This is a genomic window from Thermodesulfobacteriota bacterium, assembly GCA_035325995.1.
In the GTDB taxonomy this organism is placed as follows: Bacteria; Desulfobacterota_D; UBA1144; order Nemesobacterales; family UBA2774; genus JADLGH01.
Genome location: DAOKYU010000009.1, coordinates 105796 through 123095, shown reverse-complemented (window position 1 = coordinate 123095; position 17300 = coordinate 105796). Strand labels below are relative to the sequence as shown.

Sequence of the window (17300 nt, the reverse complement as noted above, 5' to 3'; positions counted from 1 at the left end):
GTAAAAAATGCCCCCTCCCGTGAAGGAGGGGGCACCAAAGGATGAGAAGAGATATGGTAATGGGTGCCGTTTTCAGTCTTTTTCGTCTATGCTGTAAATCGTGGTCGTGCCGCTTATTTCGTTGCCTACTATGAGTATGGGCGCTCCGTTCGGGCTCTCTTCCGCCGGGACGAACTTTATGCACTCGGGGCCTATGTCCCCCGCGGCGGGATCCGTCGTATCGACCGAAAAGTCCCTGTTGTTGACGTAGCTCACGAAGAACGGGGCGAACGGATCAGTCACGTCGTACACCATGACGCCGCTTATCCTTTCGAGCCCTATAAAGGCGAACACCCTGTCTCCGATCCTGTCGATTTCCATGGCTTCCGGCTCGGGGCCCTTGTCGTCCGACCTCGAATCGAAGGAATCGTTTTCGGCGTTGTCGCTGTTAAAGTCGTTGGGCAGAAACTCGGCCGTTATCCTCTCGAAGTCGCCGCCGCTGTCGTAGACGAGGTTCCCGTACGAGTCCCATATCGAGAACGACCTCGCGCCGAATGTGAATATCCTGTCGTTGTCTCCGTCCCCGTCGATGTCGCCCATGATATTCGTCGTCTTAAGCCTGCCGAGGTTCTCTTCGAGCAGGAGGTCCGAGGCGTCCGGGAAGACGAACGGGTCGAGTATGAGGTCTTCCACCCTTTCCTCCTCGGAGAAGAAATCGAAGTCCCTCGTGTCGCCCTCGTTGGCGGTGACATAATAGGTTTTCCCCTCGAATTCGTAAGGGGTTATCGTATCGGGCTGGAACATTCCGAGCACGGGACGGCTCAGTATATTTATACCGCCGTCCTCGTCCGAGGCGTCGAGCCCGTAGTCGGTTCCGAGGGAAATCAGCCCGAGAACCGGCTCGAGCCCCTCGGCCGCCTCGATGCCGAAGTCGTTGTCGTTTATAACCGCTATCCTGCCGTCGGGGAGGATGGCTATTCCTTCCGCCTTGTCGCTCGGCGTGTACCCGATCGATGGGAGATTGAGCACCTTTCTCTTGAAGACGGGCTTTATGCCGAGCTCGGCGAGCGTGTCCGGTGTCTGCTGCTCCAGTGTCCCTGCGACCGTTTCGCCGGCTATGGGGAGATTCCTGATGTCGGTCGCCCCCGCGAGGTCTATTTCGAAGACGTACTTGTTTCCGTCGCTTTCGAAGGAGCTGTCTCTTTCGACGACGAAGAACCTGTCGTCTCCGACGAATACGGCGTCGCCGATTTTATCGACGTCGCTCGGTGTGAGCACGGGCCTTTCGAGCGCGTAGACGTACTCGGCGACCGGCGTGAGATACGTCGGGGACGATTCGTTCACGTCAACCGCCAGTATTCTCAGGAGGAGCGAGCTCCGCGTCGACTTGTCCGGGTTTTCCATCGGGGATTGTATGAAGGCATAGAGGAGCCTCTTTCCGGGGTCGAGCGCAACGCCTTCGAAGCCGCGGTTGGACATCCTCCGGCTGTAGACCTCCGGGAGGGTTTCCTCACCGTAAAATCCGAGGGAATTCGCGTCCGGGCCGAGCTCGGCCTCTTTCAGGGCCGGGTCGCCGAGGAGGTGCGTATTTTCAGGTACGAGCCTGACTATGAGCCTCCCTTCAGGGGAGAAGTGATATATTGCGGGCCTGTATTCGTCGACCATCCAGAAGGAGCTGTCGGCCGGGTCTCTCACGATGCCTTCGAGGTCGGCACCCAGGGCGTCGTAACCGACGGGGCTGCCCGCGGCATCGACCGGTATCTCGTCGTGACCGGGTATATTCGGAAGCCCGGTTATGGGCGTCTCGCCGTCCTCGCGCGTGAGATATATCGTCTTTCCTTTCATTATTTCGGCTTGTTTTTTCTTTTCGGGATTGACCTCGAAGGTCACTATCCTCGCCTGGTAATCCGGGAGATTAAACGTCCGCGAGCCGTCCACGACGTCCGAGCCGTTGGGCCCCCTGTCGCCGACCGTCAGGAACCGCATCCTGCCCTTGTTCTTTACGGGGCCTTCGTACCAGAGGCCCGAGAAGCCGCCCAGCTTGATCTTGACGCCGTTCGCATCCTTGCCGAGCTTGGGAAACTTTTTGAACGGGAACATTTGCAGCGATGGCGCACCCGTGGAATGGTCCTTGAACCCGAGCGGAAGGAGGTCGATTATCGCCGGGTTTACGAGGTCCACTACGGCGAAGGCGTTCGCCTCCTGTATCGTTACATATGCGAGCGCGCCGTCGGGGGATATGGCCGGGTATTCCGGCTCGAGCTCGAGCGACATCGGGACGGCCGGCTCGAGCCTGAGCCCCTTGTTCGTGAACTCGGCCTCTCTGCCGTCGAACGCCTCGAATCCGAGCGTCGTGACGACGGCCGACTGTACGCCGTTCGAGATGTTTATCACGCTTATCGAGCCCGGCGGGTTGGCCGCGAGGTTGCCCTCGTCGTCCTCGACGGGCTCGCCTTCGTCCGCCGTGACCAGCGTCAGGCCGTCGGGCGAGAACCTTACAGAGTCGGGGAGGACGCCGACGCCGACATGTGTAATGTACTCGCCTGAAGTGTTATAGAAGACGACGTAGCCCGGAAGTGTGCGGTCGGCGTTTTCCGCCGCTACCGCCACGAGGCCGTTCTTTACGTCCACGCTGTTGACCCCGGAGCTCGGGCCTATGTCGTGCGTTACGTCTATCGTGAATATCTTCACAGGGCTAGAGGGGTCCGAGACGTCGAGCACGTCTACGACCGCGTCCGTCGCGTTGATCACGAAGAGTCTCTTTGTTTCGGGGTCGAAGGCCACTATCTCCGACGCCCCACCGTCGAAAACGCCTGTCTCGTATGTGCCTATGGCCGTGAGATCGAGCCCCGCTTTTGCAGTAGCCGGAAAGACCGCCAGGGCCAGGAGCGCCAGGCAGGTTAGCAGATTGTGTCTGAAGTTTGTCCTCACTATTTTTTCCTCCTCTGGGTTGTCGTAACGTTCCGGAGAGAATGCCGGGGCCCGGTAAATGAGCGGTTAATACGGCGTGAATTTTCCGTTAAGCCTGTAGCGCTGTCCGGCCCGCGGGGCCGGCGCCGGGCTGGAAATCCGCACGCCTTTGGTTATAATCAATTTCCCGATGAACACTCAACTCCTCATAGAGCTCTGCGAGGCCACAGGCCTTCCCGGCCACGAAGGCCCCGTAAGGGAAATAATCAAAAGACTCTTTTCGGAATTTACGGACGAGATAACCGAAGACGCGATGGGAAACGTCATCGCCCACGTGCCGGGCGACGGACCGAGGCTCGTCGTCGATGCGCACATGGACGAGGTCGGCTTCATGGTAAGCCACATCGACAGCCGCGGATTTTTGCGCGTCATATCCCTCGGCGGCATGGACCCGAGGGTATTTTACGGGCAGCGGATACTCGTCTGGGGCAAAAAGCCGCTCGTCGGAACCGTGGCCGCCATACCGCCCCACATCAGCCGTAACACTAACAACAAGGAAGTCCCCGAGATAGAGGACTGCGTCGTAGACCTCGGGCTTTCGGCCGAGAAGGCGAAGGAGCTCGTCGGCGTGGGCGACGTGGCATCGTTCTACTATCCGTTCGAGGAGACGGAAGAGGCGTTCATCTCGAAGGCCATAGACGACAGGGTCGGGCTCTTCGTCATGATAGAGGCCATGAGGAAAAACCCTGTCCAGACGTGCGACCTTTTTCTTACGGCGACGGTGCAGGAAGAGGTCGGCCTCAGGGGCGCGCATATCATAACCCCCGCTGTCGAGCCCGATTTCGCCATAGCACTCGAAGGGACGGTGGCCATGGACGTGCCCGGCGTCTCCGAGCACAAGACGCTCGCCAATTGCGGCAAGGGCCCCGAGGTGAGGCTCTCGGACAGGTTCCTCGTGGCGCACAGGCCGTTCAGCGATTTTATAATGGATACGGCGCGGAAGAACGACATCCCCTACCAGATAACCGTCAAAAAGGCCGGGAGCACGAACGCGACGGCCATGCAGGTTTCGGGCAAGGGCACGCGCGCGGCGTCGGTTTCGGTGCCCGTCCGCTACCTCCACAGCCCGAGCTGCCTTGCCTACAAGACGGACATCGCGCATACGATAAACCTTCTTCACGCGGTCATAGAAGACATCGGAGCCTTTGGTTTGGACTAAAGCGTGGGCTACACTATTTCAGTATGACGGCTTTTAAAACGGGCGTTATGCTGATACTCATTTCGGCCGCCCTTCCCTTTACGTATTCGTACGCGGACGACCCCTATACCGCACCGCCGTCAGGCGCGGAAGCCTCGTCGCCCCCCGGGCTCGACAAAGCCTGGAGCCTTCTTTCGGATTATGACAAGAAGCCCGGGAATATAATGGAGTCCATAAAAATCGCGGAGAGAGTTTCGGGGGCCGATCCGGATAACGTGGAAGCCATACTGTTCCTCTCCCGCGCGTGGCTTACGTACGGATACATAGAGGCCGATACGAAGGACGAGCTTATACGGGCGTTCGAGAACGGCATGAAGGAGGGGGAGAGAGCCGTAAAGCTGGAGCCCGACAACCCCGACGCGCATTTCTTCTACGCCGCGAACCTTGCCTCGCTCGGGGACACCAAGGGGCTCTTCAATTCGCTCTTCATGCTGCCCGAGGTGAGGCGCGAGCTCGAAACGATACTCAGGCTCGACCCGAACCACCCCGAGGGGCTCGCCATGAACGGCGCGCTCTACTATTACCTGCCGGGGCTTTTAGGCGGCGACCTCCACATATCCGAGATATACCTGAAGCGCTCGCTCGGCGTGGACCCGCACCTGTCGTCGGCGCGGCTGTACCTGGCGGCGAATTACATAAAGCAGAAGAAGTTCGACATGGCGATGGAGCAGTTTACACTGCTCGTCGAGGATAAGAAGCCGTCCTTCTACCCCGACTGGAAAGAGAACAGGAAGTACGCGATCCGGATGATGCGGAGCATCGAGGGTAAGGCGAGGATGGAGAAGGCGGGGAGGGATTAGATTTGAGCGGGCCACGCCCGCTGGATACCGAAGTAGCGGCGCATTGCCGTTATCACCAGCCGCGCTTCAGGTGGCTTCAGCAACTTCGGCGCTACGTCGAGAAACACACATATGTGTGTGTCATTCCCGAGCGTTTTGATCGGGAATCCAGTTTCTATCCTTTTTTGCAGTCATCCTGAACTCGTTTCAGGATATTGTCTCTAAAAGTCTTTGCATTAACAGAAAAACAAGAACAAAGAATTTCTACTTTTGCTTGACCAAGAGTAGCAAACACACGTAGTGTGTTTCTCGACATTAAAGAATGAGGGACTGAATCGAGTTCCAGGCTTCGCTCAGGCTGCTCCGGACAAGATGCCAGGCAAGCAGGATAACTGATTAAAAACATGGATTCCCGATACAGGCCTTGATACTAAAGAATGCAAGGGCTGAGCAGTACTGGATAGCCGCTTGTGCAATAAGGGAACGGCGTCCAATTCCTCACTTGCTCGAAATTGTTGGGAATGACAGAAATGGGGTGCTTCCTCGCTCGGGATCGTTGGGAATGACAGAATAGAAGTATTGCCACATTCCCATTCTGAACTGTTCTCAAATGAGTGGTGATAATATGCAAGACGCGCTATAGGTGGAGATAGAATCGTTCCCGCTACGCCGGATTCCTGCGGGCGTGGCCCGCCGCGCATTGTCCTCCCTTCCTTCTCAGGTTATATTTCAATCCATGACGTACGTAGACGAACTTGTCCAGGTTTTCGAAGGCGCTCTCGAAGGTATTCCGGGGCTGGGGTCCCCTGCCCTGTCGGGCGAGCTGAGGGCGGAGATAGTTTCAAGGAAATACGACCTCCAGGACGAGGGTTTCATCGAAGCCATACTGAAGCAGGACGGAAAGGACCTTGCCGGGTCATTCACCGATGCGATCAAAGGTATAATCGCGAAACTGCCGTCCGACGCTGAAAGGGAAGAGTTTTTAAAGAGTGACGAAATAAAAAAGGAGGCGATAAGGATCTTTATCGCCTCCCTCGAACACATGATCAATTATTATCACACCAGCATGATCGGGAAGCATTTTTCCAGCACGTAGGCTGCGCCCCCGGGCCATGCCCTCGCCGCGTTAACCTCTCTTTTCTATCGGTACATACTGCTTGTCTCTCTCGCCGAGATAAATCTGCCTCGGGCGGGCGATCCTTCTTTCGGGGTCTTCGAGAAGCTCTATCCACTGGGCGAGCCATCCGGACGTACGCGCTATGGCGAACATGACCGTGAACATCTCGACCGGGATTCCGAGGCTCTGGTAGATGAGTCCGGAGTAGAAGTCTACGTTCGGGTAGAGCTTACGCTGTACGAAGTAATCGTCTTCGAGGGCTATGCGCTCGAGCTCGAGAGCGATGTCGAGGAGCGGGTTCTTGCCCTTGGCCTCGAACACTTCGTAGGCGGCCTCCTTGATTATCTTCGCCCTCGGGTCGTAGGATTTGTAGACGCGGTGCCCGAAGCCCATGAGCCTGAACTCGCCGGCCTTGGCGCGCTTGATGTATTCGGGGATCTTGTCGACGGAGCCGATTTCCTTCAGCATCTGGAGAACGCCCTCGTTGGCGCCGCCGTGGAGCGGGCCGTAGAGCGCCGCGATAGCCGCGGCCGTCGCCGAGTACGGATCCGGGAGCGAGCTGCCGACGTTACGCATCGCGCTCGCGCTACAGTTCTGCTCGTGGTCGGCGTGGAGGATGAAGAGAATGTCCACCGCCTTTTCGATAACAGGGTCCGGCACGTACTTGAGCTCGGTCATCTTGAACATCATGTTGAGGAAGTTTCCGGCGTAGGAAAGGTCGTTGTCGGGATAAACGTACGGCATGCCCATGGCGTGGCGGTAGGCGAAAGCAGCCATCGTCGGCATCTTGGCGATGAGCCTGTGGACTTGGATGTCCCTTATTTCTTTATTGAATATATCCTTGGCTTCGGGGTAGAAGGTGGAAAGCGCGCCGACAGTGCCGAGGAGCATTCCCATCGGATGCGCGTCGTAACGGAAGCCGTCCATGAACCTCTTTATATTTTCGTGAACTATGGTGTGGTGCGTTATGTCGTGGACCCACTGGTCGTACTGGGCCTTCGTCGGAAGCTCGCCGTTCAGGAGTAGATAGGCAACTTCGAGATAATTGCTCTTTTCCGCCAGGACTTCTATGGGGTAGCCCCTGTAGATGAGCTCGCCCTTGTCGCCGTCGATGTAGGTGACTCGGCTTATACAGGCGGCTGTGTTTCCGAATGCGGGATCGTAGCTCATCATCCCGAAATCGTCCGGGTTGACCTTTATCTGCTTGAGGTCGGCTGCCCGAATAGTATCGTGCTCTATAGGTATCTCGTACGATTTACCAGTCCGGTTATCGGTTATGGTTAAGGTATCTTTTTGTGCCACTGTAAATCCTCCTGTTAGCTGTTTTCCTTTTTATTGTCCTAGTTGTGTAAAGCTAAATAATGGAGCACAATCCGGAACGGACGGCGGTCGCGGACAAGTAAACTTACCCTAACTCCGGAGATTTTCAATATTCCGCAAAATTTCGACAAAGGGCTATATAGAGGTCCCCGAATGCGGCCTCGCATGGCTCTTTATGAGTGACCGGGGGCCCGGCCCTAGTATGCCAGCGCTATGGGAACGGGGGAAATGCTCCCGACGAATATGAGAAGCGACAACACGCCGAGCGCCGTTCTCACGGCCCCGAGGCCGCCGTCCTCGTAGTACGTCGGAGGGTGCTTCGTCCCCATGAGGGTAAGGAGCGCCGCCCAGAGAACCCACCCGGGCCAGCCCTCGAAGACGGGCACGTTGGCGAGGTAGGGCGCGAGCCCTGGGCCGCCGTATTTTTCGGCAAGGAGGAGGAGCGGCGCCGTCCCCACGCCGAACACGAACAGGACGGCGATCATAAGCGCCGAGACCATGCGGTGAAACCCCTTCGAGAAGAGGGCGTACACTATGTGCCCGCCGTCGAGCTGCCCGCTCGGGATAAGGTTGAGCGCCGTCACGAACAGCCCCACCCACCCGGCGAATGCCAGGGGATGGAGGAGTATCGTCTGCCCCTCGGGCGGAGAGCCGAGGAAGATTTCGGAGATGAATCCGAATATAAGCGGCGTGCCGAGCATATAGCCGCCGTTTCCGTTAAACGTCCCGGAGTCGACGAATGTCGAAAGCGATATGCCGATTATCGTTATGGGTATAGTGGCGACTATACCCGCGAGAGGCCCCGCGATGCCTATGTCGAAAAGTGCTTTCTTGGAGTATATGGGAGACTTTATTTTTATGAATGCGCCGAATGTGCCGATGGGAGAGATATAGGGCGGCGCGGGTATGAAGTACGGCGGCGTGATGTCTATGCCGTATTTTCTGCCGTAAAAATAGTGCCCCATTTCGTGGGAGCCGAGTATAAAAAGCAGCCCCCCGGAGAAGAGCGCGGCGCTCAGGTAGCTCCCCCACGTGCCGTATCCCGTGAGGAACGTCGTCACGACCGTCAGCAGAAAAAGGATTACGTGTATCTTGCGGGGCTTCATGGACAGGGAGTAAAAGTTACACCAGCACGGGGAAATTGGAAGTGAGGACGGCGAATCGGCTATTCGATCTCTATCAAAGCGGGGTGGATCGACTCGAGCGTCTCGATGAGATAGCGCTCGATTTCGCTGTTTTTCTTGAGGTTGAGGATGTCTCTCCTTACAGAGCTGAGAAGCAGCCTGTCCACCTTGCCGCTGAGGAATCTTACGTAGGGGAGATTCGACGGCGAGACGCTCAGCTGCTTGAACCCGAGGGCCATGAGGCCGAGCGCGCCGGACGGCGTACCCGCGAGCTCGCCGCATACGGAGACGTCCATCCCGGATAGCCTCGTTTTGTAGTAGATGTCGTCGAGCACACGGAGGACGGCCGGATGAAAGCCCGAGTAGAGGTGCCCGACGACGTTCGAGTTCCTGTCCACGGCGAGTATGTACTGAATGAGGTCGTTCGTGCCGATGGAGACGAAGTCTATGATGCTCTTGTAGTCGTCGAGCTGGTACAGGATCGCCGGGACTTCCATCATTATCCCGAGCGGCGGGACATCGGCCTCGGGGACGCCCACTTCCTTTACGAGGTCGTCGATTATGTCCCTCGCCGTTTCGACCTCCCATAGGTTCGTTATCATCGGGAGGAGTATCCTGAACTTGCAGCCCTTCTTCGAAGCGAGGAGAATCGCCCGGAGCTGGTCCTTGAAGAGCTCGAGGTATTCCATCGAGAACCGTATGGCGCGCAGGCCGAGGAGCGGGTTGTCTTCCCTCGGGAATTCGAAATAAGGGAGCAGCTTGTCGGCCCCTATGTCGAGCGTGCGGATAGTAACGTAACCCTCGAAGCTGTCGGCGATGTTCTTATAGATGCGCGCCTGCTGGCGGACGCCCGGCCATTTCGCGTATTGGCTGAAGGCGAACTCCGTCCTGAAAAGGCCGACGTCGCGTATGCCGTACTGCTTTGCGAGCTGAACGTCTATGGGAAAGCCGATGTTTACCGATATCCTGATGCCGAGGCCCGAGCCGTCGGATACTTCCATCGCCGCCTGCTCGATCTCTTCTTTTACCTTGATGAGCCGTGAGTACGTGTTCTGATATTCGGCGATGAGGCTTTCGTCGGGGTTCGAGAAGATGAATCCCGTCTTGCCGTCCACGATCGCCTTTTCGCCGGAGCGGAGGAGCCTGCTTATGTTGTCCACCCCGACGACGGCGGGGATGCCGAGGGATTTCGCGATTATTATGGCGTGCGAGGTTTCGCCGCCCTTTTCGATTACGACGGCCGAGACTTTGTTCTTAAGGAGCATCGAAATGAACGACGGGCCGATTTCGTAGGCTACGAGTATCGAGCCCTCTTTGGGCTCCGCGGCGGCCTTGCTCCCGGTGTTGTGCTTTATGAGCTCGTGGAGGAGCCTCTCGCCGATGTCGCGGAAGTCCTGCGCCTTTTCGCGAAGATACCTGTCGCTCATGGATTCGAACTGCTGCGCTATAGCCTCTATCCCCTCGATCACGGCGAGCTCCGCCGCCATGCCGTCGGCGTCGAGCTTCCCGATGACGGCCTTTCTCAGCGTCGAGCCCCGCAGTATCAGCAGGTGCGCCCGAAAGATGTCTATCTCTTCGCTTGAGAGCACGGACTTCGAGTCGAGCGTTTCTATGAGGCTCTTGAGGTCGAGCTCGACGTCCTGAAACGCCTTCTCGAGCCTCTTCTTTTCGACCTTTGGCGAGGACGGCGTCAGCTTTTCGGTGTTTACCTGCTGGAAAAGGCCGCGGAAGATGAAGACGTTGCCTATGGCGACGCCGTTCGAGACGCCCTTGCCCTGGTACGTCCTCGTCTCGTGCTTTACGATGGAGGGGGTCTTGAGCCGCTCCAGCCTGTCGGCGACTTCGAGAAGCCCGGCGAGCCTAGACGCGATTATCTGGAACAGGGTTTCCTCGGCCGGATTGATAAGGCGCTTTTCCTTCGTCTGGCCGACGAGGACCCCTATGCAGCGGTTCTGGAGGAGTATCGGTACGCCGATGTAGCTTTCGTACTCTTCCTCGCCTATTTCGGGGAAGTACCTGTAGCGCGGGTGCTCGGATGCCGGCATCACGGTTATGGGCCTCGACGTCTCGTAGACAAGGCCCGTGAGCCCTTCCTCGGGGCTCAGGGTTATCGGGTTCCGGAGAGGGTCGATGTTGAGGCCCTTGGTCGAGCGCAGTACGAGCATCTTCCTTTCGGAGTCCCACAAGTAGACCGAGACGACGTCCAGCCTGAGCGAGACGGCGATCTTGTTTACGACCTTTTTGAGGATGATGTTGAGCCCCGTCGATGTGTTGACGAGGTCGCTTATCTCCTGAACGATTTTTAGATGGAAATCCGCCCTGTCTATGGTTTTCTTAGCGGATGTGCCTGGCCGGTTTTTGGCGTGCATTATTTCTTTACCGGTACTGACTGGCTCCGGGAACCCGGATGCTTCTCTTTGCCTGCTTTGTCGAATGCGCTTCCGAAGGGGACGGCCGTGAAAGGCTGTCTTCGGGCGCGCATCACGCCCGGAAAACCGGGCTCGTTATGGTATAAATAATCGCGGCGGCTGCGGCGTGGCCGGCATTAACCCCTCCGCCCGGATTTTTGGTATATTTATTCCATTAAATTATAATACTCGGTAAAAAGAACTATGCATAACTAGTCGAAGAAATTTTCAGAATCCCGTGGCCCCGCGGGAATTTCCATTTCCGGACTGAAGCTCTTTTTATGCGTACCGACAGGAAGAAAACTATTTAACCCAACGGAGCATTGAAGATGAACGATACTATAAGAGTCGCCATTATCGGCTCGGGACCGGCCGGTTTTTACGCGGCCGAGCATTTGCTGAAACGCACGGAGCACGACTTCGAGGTAGACATATTCGACAGGCTGCCGACGCCCCACGGGCTCGTGAGATCGGGCGTCGCGCCGGACCATCAGAAGATAAAATCCGTGACGAAGATTTACGACAAGATCGCGGCGAACCCGAAGGTCAGGTTCTACGGGAACGTCGAGTTCGGAAAGCACATCCACCTTTCGGATTTGAAGCGCTTTTACCACGTTATCGTCTTCGCCACCGGCGCGCAGACGGACAGGAAGCTCGGCATACCGGGCGAGGACCTCAAGGGCAGCCACACGGCGACGGAGTTCGTCGCCTGGTACAACGGGCACCCGGATTACAGGGACCTCGATTTCGACCTTTCCGTGAAAAGGGCCGTCGTCGTGGGCGTAGGGAACGTCGCGATAGACGTCGCGCGCATACTGTGCCGGACGGACGAGGAGCTAAGGGAAACGGACATAGCGGATTACGCCCTGGAGGCGCTCGAAGAAAGCGAGATCAGGGAGGTTTATCTCCTCGGCAGGAGGGGCCCTATGCAGGCCGCATTTACGAACCCCGAGGTCAGGGAGCTCGGGAAGATGATGGCCGCCCACGCGGTGACGCTCCCGCACGAGGTCGAGCTCGACGACGAGACGAAGGCCGAGCTCGAAACGTCGAAGGACCAGTCCACCATAAACAAGATAGAGATACTGAAGTCGTTCTGCGACCCTGCCGGGCACGTGAAGGAAAGGCAGCTTCACATAAGGTTCCTCGTCTCCCCGGTGGAGATATTGGGCGACGAGAACGGCAGGGTCAGGGGCGTAAGGCTCGTCAGGAACGAGCTTTACAGGGACGAAAAGGGGGAGATACGCTCCCGCGCCACGGACGAGTACGAAGAGCTCGAGGCCGGGATCGTCTTCCGCTCGATAGGGTATCTCGGAGTGCCGCTTCCCGAGGTGCCGTTCCACGAGAAGTGGGGAGTGATACACAACGAGAAGGGGCGCGTCACCGACCCGGGGACGGGTGGGCACGTAAGCGGGCTCTACGCCACGGGATGGATCAAGCGCGGGCCGTCGGGCGTCATAGGGACCAACAAGCAGGATTCGGGCGAGACCGTGGAGTGCATTGTCGAGGATATAGCTTCGGGGAAGCTCCTTAAGCCGGAAAGCCCCGACAGGGAGAGCCTCGAAGCGTTTGTCAGGAAGGCTCAGCCCGATTTTATTACATACGAAGACTGGCTCAGGCTGGACGTGCTGGAAGTCGAGCGAGGAAAGGCCGCCGGGAGGCCGAGGCTCAAATATACGAGCCTTGAGGAAATACTTGAAGCCCTGAAAAACAGTCCGGAATAGGCTTCGAATCTGACATAGGACAACCTTTAAATATTGGTATTTATTATACTGCTATTACAGAAATAATATATACTTAAGATTGAGCTTTAATATTTGGTGGGCTGATAGAGCAGCGTCTTGGTTGCCGGGAATTTATTGAGTTGCGGGGCCGGACGTCCTGTTACGTCAACGACAGGGTCAAAATACGCCTCAGCGGGTCGACTTTCGTCACAAGTAGACGCACTTGGTCGCCCTCTGTGACAGGGGTTTCAGGCCCGTTGCTTACTGTCGTCTCGAAGAGGTAGTCAGGCAGATAGACCCCTATCCTCCTTCCGGACGTCGAACTGATTATGCCGTTTATCGCCGTCCCTTCGAGCGACTTCAGGTGCTTGTAGAGCCAGTACCTTTCGCGGTTCCTCTCGATCGTCTTCTTGTCGCGTATTCCGACCTCGATCATCGGATAGAGGTTTTCGAGCTCGTCCTCGGTGTACATCGGCTCGCCCTCCACGAGCTCGGATAATATCTGGCGCTGCATGACGAGGTCGGTGTAGCGGCGGATGGGAGAGGTGACCTGCGTGTAGACGTCTATGCCGAGCGACTTGTGGACGTCGGGGCCGAGCCCGATGCGGGGGGCCCTTAGAAACTTTACGATCTGGAGCGGATAGAGAGGGTTCGTATCGTCGAGCCCGTGCGCGTCTTCGGCTACGGGTTCGGGCTGGGACCTGTAGATCGCCGGTATGCGCCTGTCCTTGAGGAATTTCCCGGCCGTCCTGTTCATCAGGATCATCATCTCGGCGACGACTACGTGGGCCTCGGAATTCATAGGGTTCTTCTCGATAGAGATGGCCCCGCCCTCCCCCGTCCTCACTTTTAATTGTGGAAGCTGGACGATGAGCGCCCCGGCTTCGAGGCGTGAGCTCCTCAGCCTGAGCGCGAATTCTCTCATCCTCATCCCCACAGGGTCGTTCAGGAAGTATTCCGTCCCTTCCTTATACGTCATGTTGCGCCTGACCCTGATTATGGACGCCACGAATTCAGTCCCCTTTACGCTCAAGGCCTGGTCTACGCTCACCATGAGCGAGAGCGAGAGACGCTCGGTGTTCTCCACGAGCGAGAGCCTTTCCTTTATGAAATCCGGCGGGAACATGTGTATGCGCTTTTCGGGGAGGTAAATAGTTTCGCCGCGCTTGGACGCCTCTTCGTCGGCGTCGCCCCATTTTTGAACGAGGGCCGCGACGTTGGCTATGTGTATGCCTATGGTCATGCCTCCCCCGTCCGTTTCCTCCATGGAGAGCGCGTCGTCTATGTCCTCGGTGTTTTCGTCGTCTATCGAGAAGATGTCGAGGTGCGTAAGGTCGCGGAGGCCCTCTTTCGGGACGGGCCCCGACATGATCCTTTCGGTTTCGGCCAGGACCTTGGCCGGAAAATCCTCCCTGACGTAGAACCTCTTTATCATCGGGTCCTCGTCCACGCCCCACCCCCCGGCCTTCACGAGGAATTCTATCGTGCCCTCGGGGTCGCGTATGCCTATTTCGGAGAGGAAAGATTTCGCCTCGGGGGCGCGGCTGAACTTGTCCAGGTGTATGACGTAGCCGCGAAGGAGATCGATGTAGGCGTCGGGCGTGAAATCGCCGAGATCGGGGGCGTGGCCGGAGATGATTCCCTTCGCCCAGCGGACGGCGCTCTCCCTCTCTTCTTTCTTCTTTTGCTCGACTTCTTTTTTATGGATTATCTCGTCCGCTTCGTCGCGGGCCCTGGGCTCGTAGCCCGCCGCCCCGCGCCTGAAGTAGACGTCGTTCTTGTCCACCGACCAGAAGAACGCGAGCGCATCGAAGCCGTCCGCCTCTTCGCCCGCGTAGTAGAATTCCGCGAGCTCCTTGTAGGGGACTTCGCGGGTCTCGCCCTCGAAACACTCCCAGACCGTTACGAGGTCTATCTCTTCGCGGGCTTCGTCGAGCCTCCGGCGGAGGTCTCTAAGCGCGAGTTTTTTCTCGGATTGCGTGAGGTCGCCCGTGATCGTGACCGGGCTCACGAACGCGATTTTTTCCGGGTCCACCGTAACTTCGCGCCCCTCTTCGGAAAAGACGGCGGCCTTGTTTCCTTCGAGGTGAGAAAATATTCCGAGCGACGGCTCCTGACGTTTTCTAAACAGCAATACTTCGCCTGCCCTTGGCAGCTTCTCTAAAATCATGGGGTAACTATTCTAATTGAGCGGAGGAGATTTACAAAAAATTTCGTCAAACGGGCGGAAATACGGGGGTTTATTCGGTTTTGTTCTTTTGCCTGAATTCCGAAAGCTTCTCGAGGAGCCAGTCCTGGGACCTAACCGGCGGCTCGCCCGGGCAAATGATGTAGTAGTCGGCCCCGGACAGCATGCTCTTTGTCGCGGAGTATTCTATAAACGTTTCGGTCGAGGTTATCTCGTCCTTGTAGTGGTTGTATTTTCTTTGGAGATGGCTCGCGGCCTTCTTGCCGCTGTACGTCTTTCCGTTCCTGTCGAATTTGCAGTCGGTCGTGCGCACCGTCTCTATAAGGAATTCGACCTCGGGCTTCTGCCCGGGCGGCACATCGGACAGGGCCGGGCAGGCATAAAACACGGCCGCCAGGAAAAGACCGATAATATAAACGGTCTTATTTTTCAGCGATATTTTTTTCATTCCATACCTCCCGATGCGGGCCGCAACCGACCGGCGTTTCACTATATAAATATAGCATGAGAAGGTGGAGTTACACTGAAATTTTCAGGCGGATCGCTGAGGATGTGTAAGGTGTTTACAGCCGGACCGTGCCTTTTTTACGGGATACGCAGCGAAAATTCTCTCCGGATATCGCCGGAGCCTCGTCGGCCCCACGCTAGGCCGCGTTACGCGAGGACTTGTATTCCATGGCGACCTTGACGAAATCCCTGAAGAGAGGGTGCGGATCGCGAGGCGTGGATTTGAATTCGGGGTGGAACTGGCAGCCGAGGAACCAAGGGTGGTTCTTGAGCTCGACCATCTCGACGAGCTTTCCGTCGGGAGACAGCCCGCTCAGTATGAGGCCGCTCTCTTCAAGAGCCGCCCTGTAGGCGTTGTTGACCTCGTACCTGTGGCGGTGCCTTTCGGATATCTCGTCCGTTTCGTAAGCCGAAAAGGCCAGCGTGTCTTTTTTGAGTATGCACGGGTAGGCCCCGAGCCTCATCGTCCCGCCCATGTCGTTCACGTCCCTCTGCTCCTCCATGAGGTCGATTACCGGGTCCTGGACGTCGTCGCCGAACTCGCGGGTGCCCGCCCCCAGGATGCCGCAGACGTTGCGTGCATATTCGACGACAGCCATCTGCATGCCGAGGCATATGCCGAAGAACGGGACCTTGTTTTCGCGGGCGAACCTTACGGCCTCTATCTTCCCCTCGAATCCCCTCTTGCCGAAGCCGCCCGGGACGAGGACTCCGTGAACTCCGGAGAGGAGCGAGTCTACTCCCTGGGATTCGATGTCCTCGGAATCGACGTATCTGATCTCCACGCGGGAGTCGTTCGCCATGCCGCCGTGGGAAAGGGCCTCGTGGAGGCTCTTGTAAGAGTCCTTGAGGCTGACGTACTTACCGACGACGCCAATCGTGACGTCCGTTTTCGGGTGCGAGAACCTGTAGGCGATGTTTTCCCAGACGGCGATGTCAGGCTTGCGGGTCCACATCTTGAGGTAGTCGGTGATTATCTGGTCGAGTTTTTCCTGGTGGAATATAAGCGGGACTTCGTAAATGGTTTCGACGTCCTTCGCCGTGATTACGGCGTCCATGCGGATGTTGCCGTAGAGCGCGATCTTCTCTTTTATCTCCTTCGGGAGGAACCTGTCCGTCCGGCAGAGGAGTATGTCGGGCTGGATGCCGATTTGCAGCATGTCCTTTACGCTGTGCTGGGTGGGCTTGGATTTGAGCTCGCCCGCCGCAGCGAGATAGGGGACGTAGGTGAGGTGTATGAAAAGCGTGTTTTCGCGGCCGAGCTCCGTCCGGAGCTGCCTTACGGCCTCGAGAAACGGGAGGCTTTCGATGTCGCCGACCGTGCCGCCGACTTCGACGATCACGACGTCGTTGTCGCCCGCGACGTCGAGCACGCGTGACTTGATTTCGTCGGTGATGTGCGGGATCACCTGCACTGTCTTTCCGAGGTACTTCCCTTCCCTCTCCTTCATGATGACGGAGTGGTAGACCTTTCCGGTCGTGAAGTTGTTCTTCTGCGAGAGCCGGGCGTTGGTGAAGCGCTGGTAGTGGCCGAGGTCGAGATCGGTCTCGGCGCCGTCGTCCGTGACGAATACCTCGCCGTGCTGGAAGGGGTTCATGGTGCCGGGGTCGACGTTTATGTAGGGGTCCAGCTTCTGGAGCGTGACCTCGAGCCCCCTGCTTTCGAGGAGCGCACCGATAGATGCGGCGGCGAGCCCCTTTCCCAGAGAGGACATAACACCACCCGTTACGAATATGAATTTAGTCTTCAAATATCTATGACCTCAGAGAACGATTTTTGAAAATTAATGGCGGGACCGTCTTGGTCTTTACTAATATATTCGAAAGCCAGAGCGGTTGCAAGACCCTCGGGGCCAAAAAATTTACGGAGCCGGAAACAGGCGTAATACGGCCCGGTTTCAGTGATTTTGCCGCGCCGGCTGATGGCGATCAGAGCGGATTTTGTTTACACGGGGCTTTCTGCGTGTAGCCTATTCCGCTTATACCTTT

The 17300-nt window shown here is 57.2% G+C and carries 11 protein-coding genes; 4 read left to right on the top strand and 7 right to left on the bottom strand.

Going from position 1 to position 17300, the window contains the following annotated elements:
* Nucleotides 1-72: 72 nt before the first annotated feature.
* Nucleotides 73-2910: a choice-of-anchor I family protein gene (locus PKC29_12345; GenBank protein ID HML96207.1), complete on the bottom strand. Its 2838-nt coding sequence runs from the start codon at nt 2908-2910 to the stop codon at nt 73-75.
* Between the two features lie 169 nt (nt 2911-3079).
* Between PKC29_12345 and PKC29_12340 the strand changes: the two genes are divergently transcribed.
* The 3 genes from PKC29_12340 to PKC29_12330 all read left to right on the top strand — a co-directional run bounded on the left by PKC29_12340 (nt 3080) and on the right by PKC29_12330 (nt 6022).
* Nucleotides 3080-4108, top strand: a complete 1029-nt coding sequence (locus PKC29_12340; GenBank protein ID HML96206.1) for a M42 family peptidase — start codon at nt 3080-3082, stop codon at nt 4106-4108.
* Between the two features lie 23 nt (nt 4109-4131).
* Nucleotides 4132-4947 carry a hypothetical protein gene (locus PKC29_12335; protein HML96205.1) on the top strand — a complete coding sequence of 272 codons (816 nt, stop codon included), beginning with the start codon at nt 4132-4134 and terminating at the stop codon, nt 4945-4947.
* Nucleotides 4948-5569: 622 nt separating this feature from the next.
* The gene (locus tag PKC29_12330; protein HML96204.1) at nt 5570-6022 is read left to right on the top strand and encodes a hypothetical protein; all 453 of its coding nucleotides are present in this window, start codon (nt 5570-5572) and stop codon (nt 6020-6022) included.
* Between the two features lie 30 nt (nt 6023-6052).
* Here PKC29_12330 and PKC29_12325 read toward each other — a convergent pair whose 3' ends face one another.
* The 3 genes from PKC29_12325 to ptsP form a co-directional block, all read right to left on the bottom strand.
* A complete protein-coding gene (locus tag PKC29_12325; protein HML96203.1) occupies nt 6053-7345 on the bottom strand; it encodes a citrate synthase in 1293 nt (430 codons plus the stop codon).
* Between the two features lie 215 nt (nt 7346-7560).
* Nucleotides 7561-8469: a site-2 protease family protein gene (locus PKC29_12320; protein ID HML96202.1), complete on the bottom strand. Its 909-nt coding sequence runs from the start codon at nt 8467-8469 to the stop codon at nt 7561-7563.
* Between the two features lie 59 nt (nt 8470-8528).
* Nucleotides 8529-10856: a phosphoenolpyruvate--protein phosphotransferase gene (gene ptsP, locus PKC29_12315; GenBank protein HML96201.1), complete on the bottom strand. Its 2328-nt coding sequence runs from the start codon at nt 10854-10856 to the stop codon at nt 8529-8531.
* 368 nt (nt 10857-11224) lie between these two features.
* On the opposite strand from ptsP, the gene PKC29_12310 reads away from it, so the two are divergent.
* On the top strand, nt 11225-12616 hold the full coding sequence (locus tag PKC29_12310) for an FAD-dependent oxidoreductase (GenBank protein ID HML96200.1): 1392 nt from the start codon (nt 11225-11227) through the stop codon (nt 12614-12616).
* Nucleotides 12617-12776: 160 nt separating this feature from the next.
* Here the strand turns inward: PKC29_12310 and PKC29_12305 are convergent, their stop codons facing one another.
* The 3 genes from PKC29_12305 to PKC29_12295 form a co-directional block, all read right to left on the bottom strand.
* Entirely contained in the window at nt 12777-14750 is a 1974-nt protein-coding gene (locus PKC29_12305) for a ribonuclease catalytic domain-containing protein (protein HML96199.1), read from the bottom strand.
* A 106-nt stretch (nt 14751-14856) separates the two neighbouring features.
* The gene (locus tag PKC29_12300) at nt 14857-15252 is read right to left on the bottom strand and encodes a DUF5329 family protein (GenBank protein HML96198.1); all 396 of its coding nucleotides are present in this window, start codon (nt 15250-15252) and stop codon (nt 14857-14859) included.
* A gap of 196 nt (nt 15253-15448) precedes the next feature.
* Nucleotides 15449-17062 (bottom strand): CTP synthase, encoded by a 1614-nt coding sequence (locus PKC29_12295; protein ID HML96197.1) that lies wholly within the window; start codon nt 17060-17062, stop codon nt 15449-15451.
* Nucleotides 17063-17300 lie beyond the last annotated feature (238 nt).